Genomic DNA, 17,156 nt, shown 5'->3' with positions numbered 1-17,156 from the left:
GTTGTACGGAAAACCGGGGATTCTACCGGCCGTGCGGAATGATTTACAGGGGCGCGACAGACACTAGCGACAAAGCGACAGATTTATTTGCCCAGGCGACTTTAGGATGCGGAGGACGGACCCGACGTTCCGGCGGCGGGCGCCGGTTCCACCGGGGCGGGAGCGGCCGGCGACTGGGCCTCGGGGGCCGGCTCGACCACCGGCTCGCGGGACAGGGTCATGGTCACCCGGCGGTTCTTCGCCCGGTTGGCCGCGCTATTGTTCTTCACCAGGGGGTAACGCTCGCCGTGGAAGCGGACGATGATCTGCTCGGCCGGGACGCCGTGGGCCCGTAGGTACTCTTCCACCGCTACCGCGCGGCGGCGCGAGGCATCGCGATTGGTCAAGCGGTTGCCGGAGTTGTCGGCATGGCCGTCGAGCTGGATGCGGTTGACGCTTGGGTCGGCCTTCATGAAATCCAGGATGATGTCGAGCTTGGCCTGGGCCAGGGGCTCAAGCGTGGTGCCACCGGGAAAGCCGAGCTGGGTCTGGCGGATCTGGTCGAAGTTGACCGGCAGCAGGCCGACCGTGCACTTGAGGTAGTCGTTGTAGGCCTGGTTGAACTTGACCGGCAGCAACCGCACTTCCAGGCTGTCGCCGCCCTGCAGGGTGCGGTGGCGCACCAGAGGGCTACGCCCTTCCATCAATCCGGTGAGCAGGCGCCCTGCCTGCTCCTGGCTGCTGTTGAACGGCACCTCGCCGCTGCCGACGCTCAGCGTACCGAGGTTGATGTCCCCCCTGCCCGGCTGCCACGGCGCGGCGGCGGCCAGCAGCGTCGCCGAGCCGGCGCCCATCCAGCGCTCGCGGGCCTTGAGGCGGAACGTCGCCTGCTCGCCGGCGCGGCGGACGAACTCGCCACTGCCGAAATCGGCGATCGGCTGGCTCAAACGGCATTCGAACTGATCGCCCTCGACCTGCCACTCCACTTTCTCCATGCGCGTCTGGAACGTGATGGCCGCGGCCGGCATGCACCAGGGCAGGCTGGCAAACAGGCTGAGCAGGAGGAGGCTGGGCTGGCGCAAGATCGGCTCCGTGGGGAGATACGGCTTTCATAGCCCGTATCGGCAGCGGCGCCGGAAACTTGATAGGTCGTGGAAGCCGCAAAACTGGTAGCATTCGCCCACGTTTTACCTGCCGGGAATCCCCATGTCCGACCGCATTACCCTGCTGCGCCCAGACGACTGGCACATCCATCTGCGCGATGGTGCCGTCCTGCAGCACACCGTCCGCGATGTCGCGCGGACCTTCGCCCGCGCCATCATCATGCCCAACCTGGTGCCGCCGGTGCGCAACGCCGCCGAGGCCGATGCCTATCGCGGGCGCATCCTGGCCGCCCGCCCGGCCGGCAGCCGCTTCGAACCGCTGATGGTGCTCTACCTCACCGACAAGACTTCCGCCGAAGACGTGCGCGCCGCCAAGGCCAGCGGCTTCGTACATGCCGCCAAGCTCTATCCGGCCGGCGCCACCACCAACTCCGATTCCGGCGTCACCAGCATCGACAACATCTTCCCGGTGCTGGAAGCCATGGCCGAGGTCGACCTGCCGCTACTGGTACATGGCGAAGTGACCCGCGCCGACGTGGACGTGTTCGACCGCGAGAAGCGCTTCATCGACGAGCATCTGGTCCGGGTGGTCGAGCGCTTCCCGACGCTGAAGGTGGTGTTCGAGCACATCACCACCGGCGACGCGGCGCAGTTCGTCAAGAGCGCGCCGGCCAACGTCGGCGCCACCATCACCGCACATCACCTGCTGTACAACCGCAACCACATGCTGGTCGGCGGCATCCGTCCGCACTTCTATTGCCTGCCGATCCTCAAGCGCAACACCCACCAGGAAGCCCTGCTGGACGCTGCCACCAGCGGCAACCCGAAGTTCTTCCTCGGCACCGACTCGGCACCGCATGCCCAGCACGCCAAGGAAGCCGCCTGCGGCTGCGCCGGCTGCTACACCGCGCACGCCGCCATCGAGCTGTATGCCGAGGCCTTCGAGCAGCGCAGTGCACTGGACAAGCTGGAAGGTTTCGCCAGTCTGCATGGCCCGGATTTCTACGGCCTGCCGCGCAACACCGACCGCATTACCCTGGTACGCGAGGAATGGACCGGCCCGAGCGAACTGCCGCTGGGCGAGAACCGGGTGATTCCGCTGCGCGCCGGCGAGAAGCTGCAATGGCGCCTGCTGGAGGACCAAGCGTGAGCGAAGACAATTTCGACGACGAACTCGACGGCAGCCTGCCGTCCGGCCCGCGCCACCCGATGGCCGCACGCTTCCGCGGCTACCTGCCGGTGGTGGTGGACGTGGAGACCGGCGGTTTCAACGCCGCCACCGACGCGCTGCTGGAGATCGCCGCCACCACCGTCGCCATGGACGAAGGCGGCTTCCTCTACCCGGACCACACCCATTTCTTCCGCATCGAGCCCTTCGAGGGCGCCAACATCGAGGCGGCGGCGCTGGAGTTCACCGGCATCAAGCTCGATCACCCTCTGCGCATGGCGGTGAGCGAGGAACATGCGCTGACCGAGATATTCCGGGGCCTGCGCAAGTCGATCAAGGCCAACGGCTGCAAACGCGCCATCCTGGTCGGCCACAACAGCAGCTTCGACCTCGGCTTCCTCAACGCCGCCGTAGCCCGCTGCGACCTCAAGCGCAACCCCTTCCACCCTTTCTCCAGCTTCGACACGGCCACCCTGGCCGGCCTCGCCTACGGCCAGACCGTACTGGCCAAGGCCTGCCAGGCCGCCGGCATCGAGTTCGACGGCAAGGAAGCGCATTCCGCGCGCTACGACACCGAGAAGACCGCCGAGCTGTTCTGCGGCATCGTCAACCGCTGGAAGGAAATGGGCGGCTGGGACGAGTTCGACCACTAGCCCCAGCCTCACCATCCGCCCATAGAAAACGCCGCAGCCATGCGGCGTTTTTTTGACTGAAACAGGCCGACGTCTTCGGAAACACACTCAGACAGGAAGATATTCCGTCACGCTTTGACAAGCATTCTCATTAACATTAATATCCGTCGCATCGAACCTGTTTCATGAGCCTGCCATGTACGTTTGCCTCTGCCAGGGCGTCACCGACGGCCAAATCCGCGAAGCCATCTACGAAGGTTGCTGCAGCTACCGCGAAGTCCGCGAGAGCCTCGGCGTGGGCACCCAGTGCGGCAAGTGCGCCTGCCTGGCCAAGCAGGTGGTACGCGACACGCTGGGCGAGGTGCAGAGCAGCACCCTGGCGTACTCGGCCAGCTTCGTCGCCGCCTGAGCAATTTCCCGAATACGAAAAAGCCGGACCTTGAGTCCGGCTTTTTTATGCGCGCCAGCCTGAGCGATCAGGAGTGCGGCACGCCGCTGTGGAAGCGGAACTCCTGATCCGGCGACTCGATCAGCTCGCGCTCGGCCTCGCGCATCCGCTCGACCACCCGCTCCACATCCGCTTCCTCGCCGTACTGGTAGGCCAGCTTCAGGTAGCCCTGGAAGTGCCGCGATTCGGACTTGAGCAGGCCGCCGTAGAACTTGCCCAGTTCCTCGTCCAGATGCGGCACCAGTGCCTCGAAGCGCTCGCAGCTGCGCGCCTCAATGAAGGCACCGACCACCAGGGTGTCGACCAGCTTCTGCGGTTCGTGGTTGCGCACCAGCTTGCGCAGGCCCGAGGCATAGCGCGCGGCCGAAACCGGCCGCGGCTCGATGCGTCGCTTCTTCATGATGCGTAACACCTGTTCGTGGTGCACCAGCTCCTCGCGGGCCAGGCGCGACATGAAGTTGACCAGATCGAGCGCCTGGCTGTACTTGGCGATCAGTGCCATCGCCGTGGACGCCGCCTTGAACTCGTTGTTCTTGTGGTCGATCAGCAGGGTCTCCTGATCGGCCAGCGCCGCCTGCACCCAGGCATCCGGCGTGGGACAGGCGAGGAATTGATGGATTTCGGGCAGGTTCACAGGCGACGGGTCCAGGGGATCGGTGTTGGCAGGGACGGCGGGGCGGGCCATTATACGGATCGGGGTGCGCGGGGCCAGCCGGGCAGTGATACAGGTCAACGCCGCCACCACCGCCCACCTCTATAGTGGGCAGCATTCCAAGACTCATTGCACAGGGAAACGCTCATGCAAGCCATACGCAGCATTCTGGTGGTGATGAACCCGCAACATCCGGAGGAGCTGGCGCTCAAGCGCGCCAAGCTGATCGCTGGTGTGACCCAGTCGCATCTCCACCTGCTGGTCTGCGACAAGAAGGGCGACCACAGCGCCTATCTCGCCGAGCACCTGGCGACCCTGCAGCAGGAAGGCTATAGCGTCACCACCCAGCAGGCCTGGCACGAAGGCTACTACCAGACCATCATCGCGGCCCAGCAGGTCGAGGGTTGCGGCCTGGTGATCAAGCAGCACGTACCCGACAACCCGCTGAAGAAGGCGCTGATCACCCCCGAGGACTGGAAGCTGCTGCGCTACTGCCCGAGCCCGGTGCTGATGGTCAAGACCGACCGCCCCTGGACCGGCGGCATCATCCTCGCCGCGGTGGACGTGGGCAACGGCGACGCCGAGCACCGCACCCTGCACTCCGGCATCATCAGCAACGGCTACGACATCGCCAAGCTGGCCAATGGCACCCTGCACGTGATCAGTGCGCACCCCTCCCCCATGCTGTCCGCCGCCGACCCGACCTTCCAGCTGCGGGAAACCATCGAGGCGCGCTACCGTGCCCAGTGCAAGGCCTTCCAGGAGGAGTACGACATCAGCGACGACCGCCTGCACCTCGAGGAAGGCCCGGCCGACGTGCTGATCCCGCACACCGCCAGCAAGCTCGGCGCAGTGGTGACGATCATCGGCACCGTGGCCCGCACCGGCCTCTCCGGCGCGCTGATCGGCAACACCGCCGAGGTGGTGCTCGACGCGCTGGAAAGCGACGTACTGGTCGGCAAGCCCGACGACATGATCGCGCACCTGGAAGACCTGGTGGCCCAGCGCTGACGGCCAACCCGCCTTCCACCCGGTAGAAAGCCAAATCCGACGCCCGAATCTTCGGGCGTCGGATTTTTCGTTTCCGCGTCAGCCGGGCGTCAGGGGATGCACACGCCCTGCTTGTCGCTCTGCGCCAGGTCCATCAGCTCCCGGTTGGCCACCGCGTACATGGCGTAGTCGGTGCCGGTGGCGGCGCGCAGCTCGGCCAGCATGGCCAGCCAGCGCTGTACCAGGGTCCGGTGCTGCTCCAGCCAGTAGCCGACCCGCTCCTCGATGTCCTTGGGACCGTCGGCCATCTGCAGCACGGCGATGGTGATGGCCCGCTGCTGCCAGTCCAGATCGTCGCGGAACGCCTCGCGGGCCAGCGCCTGCCAGTTGTTCTCCACCGGCAGGTTGGTGATCTGCTGCAGGTACCAGGACAGCTCCAGCGCCCCGCCCACGGCGAAGTAGGCGGTGGCCACCTCGCTGGCGTCCTGGCCGGTGACGTCGGCCGCCTCGATGATCGGCAGCAGCGTATAGAGGTGGGTGGTGCCGGCCACCACGCGGGCCAGCTCCTCCGGCGCACCGGCCTCGACGAAGCCCTGGTAGCGCGCCAGCCACTGCTCGCGTGCCGGGCCTTCGAGCAGCTCGTCCAGGCGCCCGGCCAGTTCGGCCACGCGCGGCGCGAAGTGGCCGACATCGCGGGCGGCGTCCAGGTCCTCGCGGCGGCTGCGCAGGAACCAGCGGGTGGCGCGGCGCCCCAGGCGCATCAGTTCGTCCATCAGCGACAGCTGCAGCTCGGCCGGCACCTTGTAGTCCAGCGCCTCGATCTGCTGCCACCAGTGCGGCAGGCGGAACACGTCACGGACGATGACGTAGGCGCCGGCGACGTTGGCCGCGCTCATGCCGGTGGACTCCTTCAGGCGCTGCACGAAGGTGATGCCCATGTGGTTGACCAGGTCGTTGGCGATCTGGGTGCTGACGATTTCGCGCTTGAGGCGGTGGCGGCGCATGGCCTCGCCGAACTTCTGGGTCAGGCGCGCCGGGAAGGCGGTCTCCATCTCGCGCGCCAGGTAGTCGTCGTCCGGTACCAGGGACTTGAGCAGCGCCTCCTTGAGGTCAATCTTGCTGTAGGAAATCAGCACCGACAGCTCCGGCCGGGTCAGGCCGCGGCCGTTGGCGGCGCGCTCGTTGAGTTCGTCGTCGGAGGGCAGGAATTCCAGCGCCCGGTCCAGCTTGCCGGCTGCTTCCAGCGCTGCCATCAGGCGCTTGTACTCGGCCAGCCGCTCGCGGGCGCGGCGCTCGGCCAGGGACAGGGCCTGGGTCTGCTTGTAGTTGTTACCGAGCACCAGCTTGCCGACGTCGTCGGTCATGTCGGCCAGCAGCTTGTTGCGCTGCTTGCCGGTCATGTCACCGGCAGCGACGATCTCGCCGAGCAGGATCTTGATGTTGACCTCGTGGTCGGAGCAGTCCACGCCGCCGGCGTTGTCGATGAAGTCGGTGTTGCTGGCACCGCCGTTGAGGCCGTATTCGACGCGGCCGAGCTGGGTCATGCCCAGGTTGCCGCCCTCGCCCACCACCTTGGCGCGCAGTTCGTTGCCGTTGACCCGCAGGCCGTCGTTGGCCTTGTCGCCAACGTCGGCGTGGGTCTCCTTGCTCGATTTCACGTAGGTGCCGATGCCGCCGTTCCAGATCAGGTCCACCGGTGCCTTGAGCAGCGCGTTGATCAGTTCGGTGGGCGCCAGCTTGTCGGCGGCGATGTCGAAGCGCTCCTTCATCTGCGGGGAGATGGCGATGCTCTTCGCGCTGCGCAGGAAGATGCCGCCGCCCTCGGAGATCAACTTGGCGTCGTAGTCGGCCCAGGACGAGCGCGGCAGGGCGAACAGGCGCTGGCGCTCGACGAAACTGCGGGCCGCGTCCGGGTTGGGGTCGACGAAGATGTGCATATGGTTGAAGGCGGCGACCATCTGCAGCTTGTCCGACAGCAGCAGGCCGTTGCCGAACACGTCGCCGGCCATGTCGCCGATGCCGATCACCGTGGTCAGGTCCTGCTGCACGTCGACGCCACGCTCGCGGAAGTGGCGCTGCACCGAGACCCAGCCACCCTTGGCGGTGATGCCCATGCCCTTGTGGTCGTAGCCCGCCGAGCCGCCGGAGGCGAAGGCGTCGCCGAGCCAGAAGCCGTAGTCCTGGGCGATGCCGTTAGCGATGTCGGAGAAGGTCGCGGTGCCCTTGTCCGCCGCCACCACCAGGTAGGGGTCGTCCGGGTCGTGGCGCACCACGGCTTCCGGTGGCACCACCTTGCCTTCCCTGAGGTTGTCGGTCACGTCCAGCAGGCCGCTGATGAAGATGCGGTAGCAGGCGATGCCCTCGGCCTGGATATCGTCGCGCGAGCCACCGACCGGCAAGCGTCGGGGGATGAAGCCGCCCTTGGCGCCCATCGGCACGATCACCGCGTTCTTCACCTGCTGCGCCTTGACCAGGCCCAGCACCTCGGTACGGAAGTCCTCCTCGCGGTCGGACCAGCGCAGGCCGCCGCGCGCCACGTCGCCGAAGCGCAGGTGCACGCCCTCGACCCGCGGGCTGTAGACGAATATCTCGAACTTGGGCACCGGCCGCGGGATTTCCGGGATCAGCCGCGGGCTGAGCTTGAAGCTGAAGTAGTGCTTGGGCTGTCCGTCGGCGCCCGGCTGGTAGAAGTTGGTGCGCAGGGTGGCCTTGATCAGGTCCAGGTAGCGCCGCAGGATGCGGTCCTCGTTGAGCACGGCGACGTTGTCCAGCGCGGCCAGGATGGCCTGCTCCAGCTTCTGCTGCTTGTCTTCCAGGTCCTCGGCGGACAGCTTGCGCGCCAGGTAGAAGCGGGTCTTGAACAGACGCACCAACTCCTTGGCGATGTCGGCGTGGTTGACCAGGGTCGCCGCGATGTAGCCGAGGTCGAAGCCCAGGCGGATCTGCTTGAGGTAGCGGGCGTAGGCACGCAGCAGCGCCACATCGCGCCAGGGCATTGAAGCGGTCAGCACCAGGCGGTTGAAGCCGTCGTTCTCCGCCAGGCCCTCGACGATCCGCACGAAGGCTTCCTGCAGGGTCTCATTGAGCTCCTGGATGTCGACGTTCACGCCGCCCGCGGTGGTGAAGGCGAAGTCGTGAATCCAGAACTCGCGGCCGTCGGCGCGGCGCAACCGGTAGGGGAACTCACCCAGCACGCGCAGGCCGAGGTTCTCCAGGATCGGCAACACGTCGGACAGCGGCAGCGGCGTGTCGGCGTGGTACAGCTTGCAGTGCAGCTCCTGGTCGCTCTGGGTCAGCGGCTGGTAGAAGCTCATCACCAGCGGGCGCTTGTCGGACAGGCTGAGCAGGTGCTGCATGTCCACCACCGCCGAGTGCGGGGCGAAGCGCTCGGTGTAGCCGGCCGGGAAGCCTTTCGGGAAGTCGGCCAGCACGCTGGTGCCCTGGGCCTCGCCGAAGCTCTCGACGACCAAGCTGGCGTAGTCGTCCTTCCAGGAACGGCAGGCCTGGATAACTTCCTTCTCCAGGCGCACCGGGTCGATCTGCACGCGGTTCTTCGGGTCCACCTTGAGGATGAACTGCACGCGCGCCAGCACGGACTCGGAGAAATAGGTCCAGAACTCGCAGTCGCTGGCCTGCAGGCGGTCCATGAGAATCTGCTGGATCTTCAGGCGCGTCTCGGTGGAGTACACGTCGCGCGGCACGTAGGCCAGGCAGTAGGCGAAGCGGCCGTAGGGGTCGCGGCGCAGGAACAGGCGCAGCTTGTTGCGCTCCTGGATCTGCACGATGGCGATGGCGGTGTTGAACAGCTCGTCCACCGGGGTCTGGAACAGATCGTCGCGCGGCAGGACCTCCAGCACCTGCTCCAGCTCCTTGCCCAAGTGGGCCTGGCGGTCGAAGCCGGAACGCTCGGCGATCTCGTCCACCTTGCGGCGGATGTAGGGAATGCGGCTGACGCTCTGGGAGTAGACCGAGGAGGTGTAGAGGCCCATGAAGCGGCACTCCTTGATCACCTTGCCCTTGGCGTCCAGCTCGCGGATGGAGACGAAGTCCGGATAGGCCGGCCGGTGCACGCGGCTCGGCGTGGCGGCCTTGGCGAAGGACAGCAGCACCGGCTGGCGCAGGTAGTCGACCGCTTCCTCCTCGATGTGCGCGTCCTCCTTGGTCAGGCCCGGGCGCAGGCGCTTGGACAGGCCCAGCAGGGACGCCGGGTCGTACACCAAATGACCACCGTCCTGCTCCTCGACCACGGTGAACTCCTCGTAGCCGAGGAAGGTGAAATGGTTGTCTAGCAGCCAGCCGAGGAAGGTCTTCACCTCGGCCAGTTCGGCGGGCTCGACCTTGAGCCTGGCCTTGTCCAGCCAGGCCAGCAGTTGCTCGGCCCTGGCCTTCATCGGGCCGAAGTCGGCCACCGCCAGGCGAACTTCCTCCAGCACCTCCTGGATCGCCTTCTCCAGCGCGCGCAGCTCGTTGGCGCTGGCGCAGCGGTCGATCTCCAGGTACATCAGCGCCTCGTGCTGCACGTCCTTGCCGGCGCTGCCCTTGGCCAGGATCTCCTGCAGCTCGCCGCTCTTCTTGCGCTTCACGCTGAACACGCTGTTCTGCAGGGTGTGGATGCTGTAGCCGCGGCGATTCAGCTCCATGCGCACCGAGTCGACCAGGAACGGCAGGTCCGCATGCAACACCTCCACCGCCGTGTGGGTCGACTGCCAGCCGTGCTTCTCGTAGTCCGGGTTGTATACCCGCACCACCGGCTTGGCGGGGTCGAAGCGCTCCAGCAGGCGCCAGGACGACAGGGTGCTGCCGGCCAGGTCGCCGAGGCGGCGCTGGGTCAGCTCGTCGAGGGAGACGATGCCGAAGAACTGCTCGGCGAACAGGGCCACTTGTGGCAGCGCCTTGTCGCTGACGTGCTGCGCCAGGGCCGCTTGCAGTTGGTGCTGGAAGTCGGCTTTGCTGGCCGCGGTGAAGAACGCCATGGTAATGCTCCACTGGACTTGTTGTTGGTTGTGCGCGCACCGGCGCCGGGGTTCCAAGCAGTCTAGGCGAAAGACTGGACTCGACAGGCGCATGGCGACCACAAGGTCACGCATAGCCTAGCGACAGCCCCACCGCGCTGGATTGCGGCGGCGCGACATATTCGTTCATCGCCTCGCAGGCGGCACGGACCGGAACAGATGCCATCCCGGGGCCGAGGCAGAGGGTCCGCGCCGAACCGGAACTGTTCGGCAGAGCGCGCCCGGAAACATGCAAGCCCCCGCTCCGATGCAGTAGAGTGAGCACCCCGTTGGGGTGAGTTCGGCTACCCGTCAGTCCCTTTTCAGGAAGATTCTCGATGGAACATCGTGAGGCGCTTGTCGCGCTGCGGCAATTTCTCGCCACCCAGATCCTCGGCCAGGACAAGCTCGTCGAGCGCCTGCTGATCGCCCTGCTCGCCGACGGCCACCTGCTGGTGGAAGGCGCTCCCGGCCTGGCCAAGACCAAGGCCATCAAGGAACTGGCCGAAGGCGTCGAGGCCGAGTTCCATCGCATCCAGTTCACCCCGGACCTGCTGCCGGCCGACATCACCGGCACCGAGATCTACCGCCCGGAAACCGGCAGCTTCGTGTTCCAGCAGGGGCCGATCTTCCACAACCTGGTGCTCGCCGACGAGATCAACCGCGCCCCGGCCAAGGTGCAGTCGGCCCTGCTCGAGGCCATGGCCGAGCGCCAGGTCAGCGTGGGCCGCAGCACCTACGACCTGTCGCCGCTGTTCCTGGTGATGGCGACCCAGAACCCCATCGAGCAGGAAGGCACCTATCCCCTGCCCGAGGCCCAGCTCGACCGCTTCCTGATGCACGTGAAGATCGGCTTCCCGGACGCCGGCGTGGAGCGCAAGATCCTCGCCCAGGCGCGTGGCGAGGCGCTGCACGGCGAGGCCAAGCCGGAGCACCGTGTCAGCCAGCAGGCGATCTTCGCCGCCCGCCAGGAAATCCTCGGCCTGTACATGGCCGACGCGGTGGAGGAATACCTGGTCCAGCTGGTGATGGCCACCCGCACCCCGGCCAAGCACGATGCCGAGCTGGCCGAGTGGATCGCCTACGGCGCCAGCCCGCGCGGCACCATCGCCCTGGATCGCTGCGCCCGCGCCCATGCCTGGCTGGCCGGGCGCGACTTCGTCAGCCCCGAGGACATCCAGGCCATGCTGTTCGACGTGCTGCGCCACCGCATCATTCTGTCGTTCGAGGCGGAGGCCGCCGGCATCGACCAGGACCGCGTGGTGCAGCGTGTCCTCGACGTGGTGGCGGTGGCCTGAATGCAGCCGCGAGCCGCACGCGCCCCGCTCCCGGACTTCATCCGGGCCGCACGCTAGACCATGCACATCCAGCCGACCCCGCCGGGCATCCGCGTCAGCCTCGCCGAGCTGATCGAGATGCGCCATCGCGTGCGCGAGGTGCAGCTGTTCTCCACCCCGGCCCGGCGCAGCCCACTGATCGGCCTGCACCACTCCAAGCTGCGCGGGCGCGGCGTGGACTTCGACCAGGTGCGCGTCTATCAGGCCGGCGACGACGTGCGCACCATCGACTGGCGCGTCACCGCGCGCACCCAGGAGCCGCACACCAAGCTGTTCCACGAGGAGCGCGAGCGGCCGATCTTCATCATGGTCGAACAGAGCCGGAGACTGTTCTTCGGCTCCGCGCTGCAGTTCAAGTCGGTGCTCGCCGCCCAGGCCGCCAGCCTGTTCGGCTGGGCGGCGCTGGCCCACAACGACCGCATCGGCGGCCTGGTGTTCGGTGACGCCGAGCACCATGAGATCAAGCCGCGGCGCAGCAAGCAGAGCCTGCTGCAACTGCTCAACCGCCTGACCCGCGCCAACCAGGCCCTGCACCCGGAGGCCACCGGCGAGCGCGACAGCTTCGGCCTCGCCCTGCGCCGCGCGCGGGAGGTGCTACGTCCGGGCAGCCTGGTGATCATTCTGTGCGACGAACGCGCCCTGAACGACGCCGCCGAGCAGCAGCTCGGCCTGCTGGCGCGGCACACCGACCTTGTACTGCTGCCGGTGTCCGACCCGCTCGACCACGAACTGCCCAACGCCGGCCTGCTGCGCTTCGTCGAGCGCGGCGCCCTGCTCGAACTGGACACCCGTGGCGACGACCTGCGCCAGGCCTACGCCGCCCAGGCGGAGCAGCGCCAGGCGCGCTGGCAAAGGCTGGCGCAGAAGCTCGCCGTGCCCCTGCTGGCCCTGAGCACCACCCGCGACCCGGTGGACCAGCTACGCGAACACCTGACCGGCCACCAGGCGGGCAAGCGCGCATGAACCCGCTCGACCAGCTGCTGCCAACCATCGCCCCGCCGCCGGTGTCATGGTGGCCGCTGGCGCCCGGCTGGTGGGCGCTGATGGTGCTGCTGCCGCTGCTGCTCTGGGGCCTGTGGTACCTGCGCCGCTACCTGCCGCAACGCCAGCGGACGCTGCCACAGGAACAGCCGCTCGACCCGCTGCGCCAGGCCGCCCTGGCCGAGCTGGCCAGGCTGCCCCGCCCCTACGACGGCCAGCACGCGGGCCCCTGGCTGCAGCAGCTCAACGCCCTGCTCAAGCGCCTGGCTCGCGCCCACTACCCGGCGGACAACAGCCACGTGCTGAGCGGCCGCGCCTGGCTGGCCTTCCTCGACAATCGCTGCCCGGCCGCCGGCCTGACCCGCTGGATGGTGCTGGTGGAGGGCACCTATCGCGGCCATTGCAGCCTCGACGACAAGGCCATCAACGGTCTCAACCAGGCCGTCGACACCTGGATTCGCAAGCATGTTTGAGTTCGCCTGGCCCTGGATCTTCCTGCTCGCGCCGCTGCCGTGGCTGCTGCGCGCCCTGCTGCCACCGGCGGACAGCGGCGAGGCCGCGCTCAGGGTCAGCTTCCTCGGCGAGCTGGAAGGGCTCAGCGGCCGCCGCGCCCGCGCCAATCTGCCGGCCTGGCGCCAGCAGGCGCCGTTCGTGCTGCTGTGGCTGCTGCTGGTCGCCGCCGCCGCCCGTCCCGAGTGGGTGGGCGAGCCGCTGCCGCTGCCGGCGAGCGGCCGCGACCTGCTGCTGGCGGTGGATGTCTCCGGCTCCATGGAACATGCGGACATGCAGTGGGACGGCGAGGAAATCTCCCGCCTGACCCTGGTGAAGAAGCTGTTCGGCGACTTCATCGAGGACCGCCGCGGCGACCGCATCGGCCTGATCCTGTTCGGCAGCCGCGCCTACCTGCAGTCGCCGCTGACCTTCGACCGGCGCACCGTGCGTACCTGGCTGGACGAGGCGCTGGTCAACATCGCCGGGCCACAGACCGCCCTCGGCGACGCCATCGGCCTGGCCGTCAAGCGCCTGCGCCAGCGTCCGGCCGACAGCCGTGTGCTGGTGCTGATCACCGACGGCGCCAACAACGGCGGCGAGATCGAACCCCGCACCGCCGCCCGCCTGGCCGCCGAGCAACGGGTCAAGATCTACACCATCGGCATCGGCGCGGACCCGCGCCAGAGCGGGGTCATCGGCATGCTAGGGCTGAACCCGGGCGTCGACCTGGACGAAGCGACCCTGATCGACATCGCCGAGCAGACCGGCGGCACCTACTTCCGCGCCCGCACCAGCGAAGAACTGCGGAACATCGAGGCCGCCCTGGACAAGCTGGAGCCCGCCGCCCAGCTGCCCACCCGCGCCCGCCCGGCCCTGGCGCTGTACGCCTGGCCGCTGGGCGCGGCGCTGCTGATCAGCCTGCTGCTGGTGGTCCGCGACCTGTGGCCGCACCACTGGCAGAAGCTGGCCTCGCGCTTCGGCAGGGCCGCCTGATGGACATGCTCTGGCCGCACTGGCTGCGCCCGTTCTGGCTGCTGCTCCTGCCGCTGCTCGGCTGGCTGCTCTGGCAACTGTGGCACCGCGAGCGGCGCAGCGGGCGCTGGCAACTGCTGCTGCCGCCCGCGTTCCAGGCCGTGCTGCTGTCCGGCGGCCGCGCGCGCAGCAACCGCCTGCCATGGATCGCCCTCGGCCTGGCCTGGCTGCTGGGCCTGCTGGCCCTGCTCGGCCCCAGCTGGCAGCGGGTGGAACAGGCCAGCCAGAAGCGCGCCGACCCGCTGGTGGTGCTGCTCGAACTGACCCCCGCGATGCTCGCCGAAGACACCCCGCCGAGCCGGCTGGAACAGGCCCGGCGCAAACTGCTCGACCTGCTCCGGGCGCGCGACGACGCGCAGACCGCGATCATCGTCTACGCCGGCAGCGCCCATACCCTGGTGCCACTGTCCGACGACCTGGCCACCGCGCGCAACCTGCTGGAAGCGGTCAAGCCGTCGATCATGCCCGAGCCGGGACGACGCGCCGATCTGGCCGTGGACAAGGCCGTGGACCTGCTGGAACAGGGCGCCCAGGGTCGCGGCCGGCTGCTGCTGATCGGCAGCGAGCTGAGCCCGGAGGAGCGTGACGGCATCCGCCAGGCGCTCGGCAGCCGTGGCGAGCGCCTGGCCATCCTCGGCATCGGCACCGCCGAAGGCGCGCCGATCCGCGGCGCCGACGGCAGCTTCCTCAAGGGTCCCGACGGCGCCATCCTGGTGCCGCGAATGAACGGCGCCAGCCTGCGCCGCTTCGCCGACAACCTGGGCGGCCAGTACCGCAAGCTGCGCCTGGACGACGAAGACCTGGCCAGCCTCGGCCTGCTCGAAGGCCCGCAGACCCTGCGCGAGGGCGCCGAACCGACGCTGCTGCAGGCCTGGGCCGACCAGGGCCACTGGTTCCTCCTGCCGCTGCTGCTGATCGCCGCCTGCGCCGGCCGCCGCGGCTGGCTGTTCTGCCTGCCGCTGCTGCTGTGTGTGCTGCCACAACCGGGCTACGCGCTGGGCTGGGACGACCTCTGGCTGCGCCCGGACCAGCAGGGCCAGCGCCTGCTGCAGGCGCAGCAGCCCAAGGCGGCGGCGGAACGTTTCGCGGATCGCCAGTGGCAGGGCGAGGCCCTGTACCAGGCCGGCGACTACGCCGGCGCGGCCGAGCGCTTCGCCCAGTCCGACAGCGCCATCGCCCACTACAACCGGGGCAACGCCCTGGCCAAGGGCAACGAACTGGAAGCGGCGCTGGACGCCTACGACCAGGCGCTGGAGCGCCAGCCGGACCTGCAGCAGGCGCAACAGAACCGGGCGCTGGTGGAACAGCTGCTGCGCCAGCAGAAGGAACAGCAGCAGTCCCAGCCGCAGGACCAGGGCGAACAGTCGCAGGAACCCCAGGAGCAACAGGGCGGCCAGCCAAAGCCCGCCGAAGACAAGGCACCGTCCGACCGGCAACCGGGCTCCGCCGCCGACCCGCAGCAACAGCAGCAGCCCGCGGAGCAACCTCAGCCGCAGGACGCCGATGCCGGGCAATCCCGGGAACAGTCGGAACAGAACGGCCGGCAAGCGGCGGAAGGCCCGCAGAACAAGGAACAGGAGCCATCCGAGGATGGCCAGGCCGCCAGCGCCCAGCCGCTGGATGGCGAGCAGCGCGACGCGCTGGAACAATGGCTGCGGCAGATTCCGGACGACCCGGGCGAACTGCTGCGGCGCAAATTCCTCTACGAACAACAGCAGCGCCAGGAACAGTCCCGATGAAACGCCTGCTTTGCACCCTCCTCCTCTGCCTGCTGGGCCTGAACCAGGCCTGGGCCGCCGGGTTTTCCGCCACGGTCGACCGGGCGCGCCTGAACGAAGGAGAGACCGTCGACCTGATCCTGGAGTCGGAGGACGCCACCCAGTTCGGCATGCCCGACCTGACGCCCCTCAAGCAGCTGTTCGAGGTGGTCAGCACCCGCCAGGAGAACCGCCTCTCCACCCTGGCCGGCAAGACCCGCTCCAGCACCCGCTGGATCGTCACCCTGCTGCCCCAGCAGACCGGCTATGTGGTGGTACCGCCGCTCAAGCTGGGCGACGCCGAGAGCCAGCCGATCACCCTGCAGGTGGTCGAGGACGACACCGGCGGCAACGGCAAGCTCGCGCCCATCTTCATCGACACCAGCCTGGACCAGGAAAGCGTCTACGTGCAGGCCCAGGTGATCCTGACCCTGCGCATCTACCACTCGGTCTCGCTGTACGACGACAGCAGCCTGACCCCGCTGAAGATCGCCGACGCCCGCGTGGAGCAGCTGGGCGAACCGCGCACCTTCGAGACCGACGTCAACGGCGTGCGCCACGGGGTGATCGAGCTGCGCTACGCGATCTTCCCCCAGCAGAGCGGCGAGCTGACCATCCCCTCCCAGGTGTTCAGCGCCACGCCCGCCGTCCGCGACCGCGACTACAACCCCTTCGGCCCGCGCCCGGGACGGCTGACCCGGGTCAAGTCGCCGCAGATCCCGGTCACCGTGAAGCCGCGTCCGGCTTCCTGGCCCGCCGATGCGCCCTGGCTGCCGGCCCGCTCGCTCAACCTCACCGAGGCCTGGAACCCGGCGCCGGACAAACCCAGCGTGGGCGACTCGCTGACCCGCAGCATCATGCTGCGCGCCGAAGGCCTCTCCAGCGCCCAGCTGCCGCCGCTGCCGGCGCCGGACAGCCCCGGCCTGCGCCGCTATCCGGACCAGCCGCAACTGCGCAACGAGACCAGCGCCAACGGCCTGATCGGCAGCCGCGAGGAAAGCGCCGCCCTGGTGCCCGGCCAGGGCGGCAGCGTCACCCTGCCGGAAGTGCGCCTGCTGTGGTGGAACACCGAGAAGGACAGCCTGGAAACCGCCAGCCTGCCGGCCCGCACCCTGGAAGTGGCGAGCAACCCCAGCCTGGAGGTGGAAGCCCCGGTGGGCGGCCAACCCGCGCTCAACGGCGAACCGGCCGCACCACTGTGGCCCTGGCAGCTGGCCTGCCTGCTGCTCGCCCTGACCACCGCGCTGGGCTTCGGCCTGTGGTGGCACGCGCGCCGGCAGCCGGCCATCCTGCCGACCGCCCAGACCGGGCCGAGCCCGCGCACCCTGCTCGATGACCTCAGGCGCGCCTGCCAGGCCAACGATCCCCAGGCCACGCGCCAGGCCCTGGACGCCTGGGCCCGCCAGCAGCCGGAAACCCTCGCCGACATGGCCGCCCGCTTCGAGCCGCTGTCCGAGGCACTGGACGGCCTCAACGGCGCGCTGTACAGCGAGACCGGCCACCAGTGGCAGGGCGAGAACCTGTGGAAGGCGATCCGCCGCCTGCCGCCCCACGAAGCCAACGCCAGCCCCCAGGAAACCAGCCCCCTGCCACC

Annotated in this window: 12 protein-coding genes and 1 pseudogene; 10 read left to right on the top strand and 3 right to left on the bottom strand. The window is 68.5% G+C overall.

The window, feature by feature from the left end; all coding sequences use genetic code 11:
- Positions 1 to 101 precede the first annotated feature (101 nt).
- Complete coding sequence (locus N7640_RS16990) at positions 102 to 1,007, bottom strand: OmpA family protein (protein WP_279902305.1); 906 nt, start codon at positions 1,005 to 1,007, stop codon at positions 102 to 104.
- Between the two features lie 178 nt (positions 1,008 to 1,185).
- Here N7640_RS16990 and pyrC point away from each other — a divergent pair, with 178 nt between their 5' ends.
- The 3 genes from pyrC to N7640_RS16975 all read left to right on the top strand — a co-directional run bounded on the left by pyrC (position 1,186) and on the right by N7640_RS16975 (position 3,291).
- Positions 1,186 to 2,232, top strand: a complete 1,047-nt coding sequence (gene pyrC / locus N7640_RS16985; protein ID WP_279902018.1) for a dihydroorotase — start codon at positions 1,186 to 1,188, stop codon at positions 2,230 to 2,232.
- A complete protein-coding gene (rnt, locus tag N7640_RS16980) occupies positions 2,229 to 2,903 on the top strand; it encodes a ribonuclease T (protein WP_220815732.1) in 675 nt (224 codons plus the stop codon). Before pyrC ends, rnt begins: the two co-directional genes overlap by 4 nt.
- A gap of 175 nt (positions 2,904 to 3,078) precedes the next feature.
- Positions 3,079 to 3,291: a bacterioferritin-associated ferredoxin gene (locus tag N7640_RS16975; protein WP_220815731.1), complete on the top strand. Its 213-nt coding sequence runs from the start codon at positions 3,079 to 3,081 to the stop codon at positions 3,289 to 3,291.
- A gap of 67 nt (positions 3,292 to 3,358) precedes the next feature.
- Here N7640_RS16975 and miaE read toward each other — a convergent pair whose 3' ends face one another.
- On the bottom strand, positions 3,359 to 3,964 hold the full coding sequence (gene miaE / locus N7640_RS16970; RefSeq protein ID WP_279902019.1) for a tRNA isopentenyl-2-thiomethyl-A-37 hydroxylase MiaE: 606 nt from the start codon (positions 3,962 to 3,964) through the stop codon (positions 3,359 to 3,361).
- 165 nt (positions 3,965 to 4,129) lie between these two features.
- Here miaE and N7640_RS16965 point away from each other — a divergent pair, with 165 nt between their 5' ends.
- A complete protein-coding gene (locus N7640_RS16965; RefSeq protein ID WP_279902020.1) occupies positions 4,130 to 4,993 on the top strand; it encodes a universal stress protein in 864 nt (287 codons plus the stop codon).
- A gap of 89 nt (positions 4,994 to 5,082) precedes the next feature.
- Here the strand turns inward: N7640_RS16965 and N7640_RS16960 are convergent, their stop codons facing one another.
- Complete coding sequence (locus N7640_RS16960; RefSeq protein ID WP_279902021.1) at positions 5,083 to 9,945, bottom strand: NAD-glutamate dehydrogenase; 4,863 nt, start codon at positions 9,943 to 9,945, stop codon at positions 5,083 to 5,085.
- A 356-nt stretch (positions 9,946 to 10,301) separates the two neighbouring features.
- Here N7640_RS16960 and N7640_RS16955 point away from each other — a divergent pair, with 356 nt between their 5' ends.
- From N7640_RS16955 to N7640_RS16930, 6 genes and pseudogenes are all read left to right on the top strand, one after another.
- Complete coding sequence (locus tag N7640_RS16955) at positions 10,302 to 11,261, top strand: MoxR family ATPase (protein ID WP_220815727.1); 960 nt, start codon at positions 10,302 to 10,304, stop codon at positions 11,259 to 11,261.
- A 60-nt stretch (positions 11,262 to 11,321) separates the two neighbouring features.
- Complete coding sequence (locus N7640_RS16950) at positions 11,322 to 12,263, top strand: DUF58 domain-containing protein (RefSeq protein ID WP_220815726.1); 942 nt, start codon at positions 11,322 to 11,324, stop codon at positions 12,261 to 12,263.
- The gene (locus tag N7640_RS16945; RefSeq protein WP_279902022.1) at positions 12,260 to 12,754 is read left to right on the top strand and encodes a DUF4381 domain-containing protein; all 495 of its coding nucleotides are present in this window, start codon (positions 12,260 to 12,262) and stop codon (positions 12,752 to 12,754) included. Before N7640_RS16950 ends, N7640_RS16945 begins: the two co-directional genes overlap by 4 nt.
- Positions 12,747 to 13,758 (top strand): annotated as a pseudogene (locus tag N7640_RS16940) (VWA domain-containing protein); the annotation flags it as partial. The gene N7640_RS16945 and the pseudogene N7640_RS16940, both read left to right, overlap by 8 nt.
- Before the next feature lie 7 nt (positions 13,759 to 13,765).
- The gene (locus tag N7640_RS16935) at positions 13,766 to 15,544 is read left to right on the top strand and encodes a VWA domain-containing protein (protein WP_279902023.1); all 1,779 of its coding nucleotides are present in this window, start codon (positions 13,766 to 13,768) and stop codon (positions 15,542 to 15,544) included.
- Positions 15,541 to 17,156 (top strand): BatD family protein (locus N7640_RS16930; protein WP_279906213.1); only part of this gene is annotated, 1,616 nt, incomplete at its 3' end. The genes N7640_RS16935 and N7640_RS16930, both read left to right, overlap by 4 nt.

The sequence above is a fragment of the Pseudomonas sp. GD04015 genome (assembly GCF_029837675.1).
Taxonomy (GTDB): domain Bacteria; phylum Pseudomonadota; class Gammaproteobacteria; order Pseudomonadales; family Pseudomonadaceae; genus Aquipseudomonas; species Aquipseudomonas paralcaligenes.
This window is presented reverse-complemented; position numbering and strand designations above follow the sequence as displayed.

Excerpts from the sequence above, each read along its gene's own strand:
- pyrC (WP_279902018.1), top strand. The coding sequence starts at position 1,186 with ATGTCCGACCGCATTACCCTGCTGCGCCCAGACGACTGGCACATCCAT.
- N7640_RS16945 (WP_279902022.1), top strand. The coding sequence starts at position 12,260 with ATGAACCCGCTCGACCAGCTGCTGCCAACCATCGCCCCGCCGCCGGTG.
- N7640_RS16955 (WP_220815727.1), top strand. The coding sequence starts at position 10,302 with ATGGAACATCGTGAGGCGCTTGTCGCGCTGCGGCAATTTCTCGCCACC.
- N7640_RS16990 (WP_279902305.1), bottom strand. The coding sequence starts at position 1,007 with ATGCCGGCCGCGGCCATCACGTTCCAGACGCGCATGGAGAAAGTGGAG.
- N7640_RS16950 (WP_220815726.1), top strand. The coding sequence starts at position 11,322 with ATGCACATCCAGCCGACCCCGCCGGGCATCCGCGTCAGCCTCGCCGAG.
- N7640_RS16965 (WP_279902020.1), top strand. The coding sequence starts at position 4,130 with ATGCAAGCCATACGCAGCATTCTGGTGGTGATGAACCCGCAACATCCG.
- N7640_RS16935 (WP_279902023.1), top strand. The coding sequence starts at position 13,766 with ATGGACATGCTCTGGCCGCACTGGCTGCGCCCGTTCTGGCTGCTGCTC.
- N7640_RS16975 (WP_220815731.1), top strand. The coding sequence starts at position 3,079 with ATGTACGTTTGCCTCTGCCAGGGCGTCACCGACGGCCAAATCCGCGAA.
- N7640_RS16960 (WP_279902021.1), bottom strand. The coding sequence starts at position 9,945 with ATGGCGTTCTTCACCGCGGCCAGCAAAGCCGACTTCCAGCACCAACTG.